The 3,804-nt window shown below is 72.3% G+C and carries 3 protein-coding genes and 2 pseudogenes; 4 read left to right on the top strand and 1 reads right to left on the bottom strand.

Translation table 11 applies throughout. From position 1 onward, the window contains the following. From HW577_RS22275 to HW577_RS22265, 3 genes and pseudogenes are all read left to right on the top strand, one after another. Window positions 1–862, top strand: a pseudogene (locus HW577_RS22275) (AsmA-like C-terminal region-containing protein); the annotation flags it as partial. A 53-nt stretch (window positions 863–915) separates the two neighbouring features. Next, complete coding sequence (locus HW577_RS22270) at window positions 916–2,217, top strand: aspartate aminotransferase family protein (RefSeq protein WP_198378305.1); 1,302 nt, start codon at window positions 916–918, stop codon at window positions 2,215–2,217. 81 nt (window positions 2,218–2,298) lie between these two features. Continuing rightward, window positions 2,299–2,775 (top strand): TspO/MBR family protein, encoded by a 477-nt coding sequence (locus tag HW577_RS22265; protein ID WP_198378304.1) that lies wholly within the window; start codon window positions 2,299–2,301, stop codon window positions 2,773–2,775. Between the two features lie 60 nt (window positions 2,776–2,835). On the opposite strand, the gene upp is transcribed toward HW577_RS22265, so the two are convergent. After that, window positions 2,836–3,480 (bottom strand): uracil phosphoribosyltransferase, encoded by a 645-nt coding sequence (gene upp / locus HW577_RS22260; RefSeq protein ID WP_198378303.1) that lies wholly within the window; start codon window positions 3,478–3,480, stop codon window positions 2,836–2,838. Window positions 3,481–3,601: 121 nt separating this feature from the next. Between upp and HW577_RS22255 the strand changes: the two are divergent. Then, a pseudogene (locus tag HW577_RS22255) lies at window positions 3,602–3,804 on the top strand (hypothetical protein); the annotation flags it as partial.

Below are 3,804 nucleotides of genomic sequence, written 5' to 3'. Positions count from 1 at the left end.
GGACCTGGCCCCCGCGCTGTCGGCGCCGCCCGGCGCGCCGGCCGCGCGGACCGAGGAGGCCGGCCCGCCGGTTGCGCTGACCGCCCGCTTCGACCGGGCGCTTCTGCCGGCGGATCGCGAGATCACGGCGCTCGACGCGCAGGCCGGGGTCGATGGCCAGGGCGCGGTGCAGTCGGCCGAGGTCACGGCGCGCGTCGGCGCGCGGGGGGCGATGCGCCTGACCATCGCGCCGGAAGGCGAGCGGCGCCGGCTGCGCCTGACGAGCGACGATGGCGGCGCGCTGCTGCGCGCCTTCGGCGTGCTGCGCACGATCGAGGGCGGGCGGTTGTCCGTCGATGCCGCCTATGCCCATCGCCGGCCCGGCGCGCCGCTGGCCGGCAGCGCGGAGCTTGAGGAATTCGGCGTGCGGGAGGCGCCGGCTCTGGCCAAGCTGCTGCAGGCCATGACGGTCTATGGCGTGTTCGAGGCGCTGGCCGGCCAGAACCTTTCCTTCGCCAGCCTGACCGCGCCCTTCGTCCTGACGCGGGAGGCGCTGGTGCTGAACGATGCGCGCGCCTTCTCCGTCTCCCTCGGCCTGACGGCGCGCGGGCGCATCGACCGCGTGCGGGACACGATCGACATGGAAGGCACCATCGTGCCGGCCTACGTCTTCAACTCGCTGCTCGGGCGCATCCCGCTGGTCGGGCGGCTGTTCAGCCCGGAACAGGGCGGCGGTCTGTTCGCTGCGACCTACCGGATGCGCGGGCCGCTCAACGATCCGGCGGTCACGGTCAACCCGCTTGCCGCGCTGACGCCTGGCTTCCTGCGCGGCATCTTCGGCCTCGGCCAGCAGGGGCCGGAGGAAGCGCCGGCGCAGCGCTAGGCCCGGGCCACGGATCGTCCTAGCCTTCAGGAAGGACGGCGCAGGAGGCTCTCATGGCGGACGGCATGGCGAAGGACGGGGTGGCGGAGCTCATGGAAGCGGCCCGCCGCGCGCTGCCCGGCGGCACCTTTGGCAACTTCGCCGCCGAGGTGATCATCGCCGAGGGGCGCGGCGCGCATGTATGGGACATCTCGGGGCGCGAATACATCGACTACCTGCTGGGGTCGGGCCCGATGTTCGTGGGCCATGCCCATCCGGCGGTGACCGAGGCGGTGCTCGCCCAGGTGCCGAAGGGGACGACCTTCTTCGCCAACAACCCGCATGGCATCCGCCTCGCCCAGGCGATCGTCGACGCGGTGCCCTGCGCGGAGCAGGTCCGCTTCGTCTCCTCGGGCTCCGAGGCCGACCTCTATGCCATGCGCCTCGCCCGCGCCTTCCGCGGCCGCCCGAAGATCGTGAAGTTCGAGGGCGGCTACCACGGCATGAGTGACTGGGGGCTGATGTCCCTCGCGCCGAAGCACCTGGCGAACTTCCCCCAGGCCGTGCCCGACAGCCCCGGCATCCCCGAGGCCGTGCGCGCCGAAATGCTGATCGCCCCCTTCAACGACGCCGAGGCCGCGGTCCGGCTGATCGAGGCGCGGGCGGAGGAGATCGGCGGCGTCATCCTCGAACCCTTCCAGCGCCTGATCCCGCCCGTGCCCGGCTTCCTGGAGGCGGTGCGGGAGGTGACGGCGCGGCTCGGCATCCCGCTGATCTTCGACGAGGTCGTGACCGGCTTCCGCTTCGCCTATGGCGGCGCGCAGGCCTATTACGGCGTGACGCCGGACATCTGCACGCTCGGCAAGATCGTGGGCGGCGGGTTCCCCTTGGCCGTGGTTGCCGGGCGCGCCGACATCATGCGCCATTTCGACCGGGCGGCGGTGGGGGAGGCCGGGTTCCTGACGCAGATCGGCACGTTGTCGGGCAACCCCGTCGCGTCCGCCGCGGGGCTCGCGACGCTCGAGTTGCTGCGCGCGCCCGGGGTCTATGACGCCGTCTTCGCCATGGGCCGGCGGCTGATGGAGGGCATGGCGGCGCTGATCGCCGAGGCCGGCATTCCCGCCCAGACGGTGGGCGAGCCCGTGCTGTTCGACGTGGTCTATACGTCCGGCGAGGTGCGCGACTACCGCGCCACGCTGCGCCAGGACACCGCGATGCAGAAGCATGTGAATGGCGTGCTGCGCGCGAGCGGCATCCTCAAGGGCGACAGCAAGTTCTACATCTCGACCGCCCATGCCGCGGCCGACATCGACCGCACGCTGGAGGCCTTCCGCGCCGCGCTGGCGAGCCTGCCGGGCAGCCGCGGCGCGGGCTGAGCCGGCCGCGCGCCGCGCCCGTCTATCGCGGCGCGGCAATGCGCGGTCGACAAGCGGGGCCACGACCGCCATATCCCCGGCATGGAATGGTCCTCCCTGCTTGGGCTTCTCGGCTTCTTCGGCGCGAACCTCGCGGCCGCGCTCTCGGGCGCGCTGTTCACGCCGGGGGAGTGGTACAGGGGGCTTGCGAAGCCGTCCTGGAACCCGCCGGACTGGGCCTTCGGGCCGGCCTGGGCGATCCTGTATACGCTGATCGCGATCTCGGGCTGGCTGGTCTGGCGCAAGGCCGGCTTCGCCGGGGCGGCCGTGCCGCTCGCGATCTACGGCGTGCAACTCGTGCTGAACGCGGCCTGGTCGGCGATCTTCTTCGGGATGCGGCGGCCGGACCTCGCCTTCTTCGAACTCATCGTCTTCTGGATCGCGATCCTCGCGACCATCATCGCCTTCTGGACCGTGCACCGCACGGCGGCGCTGATGCTGCTGCCCTATCTCGCCTGGGTGACCTTCGCGGGCGTGCTGAACTTCACGCTCTGGCGGCTGAACCCGGTGCGCGCCTGATGATCTGCGCGGCGCGGGCCGGCCCGCGTCGGCGTATGCGGCGCGCCCCGGCTGGCCGCGCTACACCGTCCCGAAGATCCGGTCCCCCGCATCGCCGAGGCCCGGGCGGATATAGCCGTGGTCATCGAGCGCCCGGTCGATCGCCGCCGTCCAGATCGGCACGTCCGGATGCGCCGCGCGCAGCCGCGCAATGCCTTCGGGTGCCGCGAGCAGGCAGACGAAGCGGATGTTCGTGCAGCCGCGCGCCTTGAAGCGGTCGATCGCCGCGACCGCGGAATTGGCGGTGGCGAGCATCGGGTCGAGCACCAGCACGAGCCGCTCCGCCACGTCGGGCGGCGCCTTGAAGTAGTACTCCACGGCCTCCAGCGTCGCCGGGTTGCGGTAGATCCCCACATGCGCGACGCGCGCGGCCGGCAGCAGCGCGAGCATCCCGTCCAGCATGCCGAGCCCGGCCCGCAGCACGGGCGCTAGCACCAGTTTCCGCCCCGCGATCCGCGGCGCCATCATGGGTTCGAGCGGCGTGGAGATCGGCACCTGCTCGATCGGCAGGTCGCGTGTCACCTCGTAGCACAGCAGCATGGCGATCTCGCCCAGCAGGCGGCGGAAGTCGGAGGAGGGGCAGTCTGCCTCCCGCATCAGGCCGAGCTTGTGCTGCACCAGCGGATGGTCCGCCACGTGAAGGCCCGCAGTCTCCGTGCCGGACATCGACCCTCGACTCCCCTGTCTGCGCCACATCCTGTCTGGCGCAACCGGCGCCGCCGCGCCAGGGGCCGCAAGACGGGCACGTCCCGGTTGAAGAAATATTCCGATAAAGCAACTATACGGCATGCCCGATTCCGCTCCGCTTGGCGTGGAGGTCCCGGATCGCGAGGCCCGGCGCGACCGGCTGGTCGTGCTGGGCCTTGGCCATGTCGGCCTGCCACTGGCCCTTGAAGCCGCCGCCTCCGGCTTCGAGGTGACGGGCTGCGACGTCGATCCGGCCGCGGCCGGCCGCGCGGCGGCGGCCTGGCGCGCGGCCGGCGGCACGGG

It is taken from the genome of Neoroseomonas rubea (assembly GCF_016106015.1).
Classification (GTDB): domain Bacteria; phylum Pseudomonadota; class Alphaproteobacteria; order Acetobacterales; family Acetobacteraceae; genus Neoroseomonas; species Neoroseomonas rubea.
The sequence above is the reverse complement of the archived record's forward strand: the minus strand, read 5'-3'. Positions and strand labels throughout refer to the sequence as shown.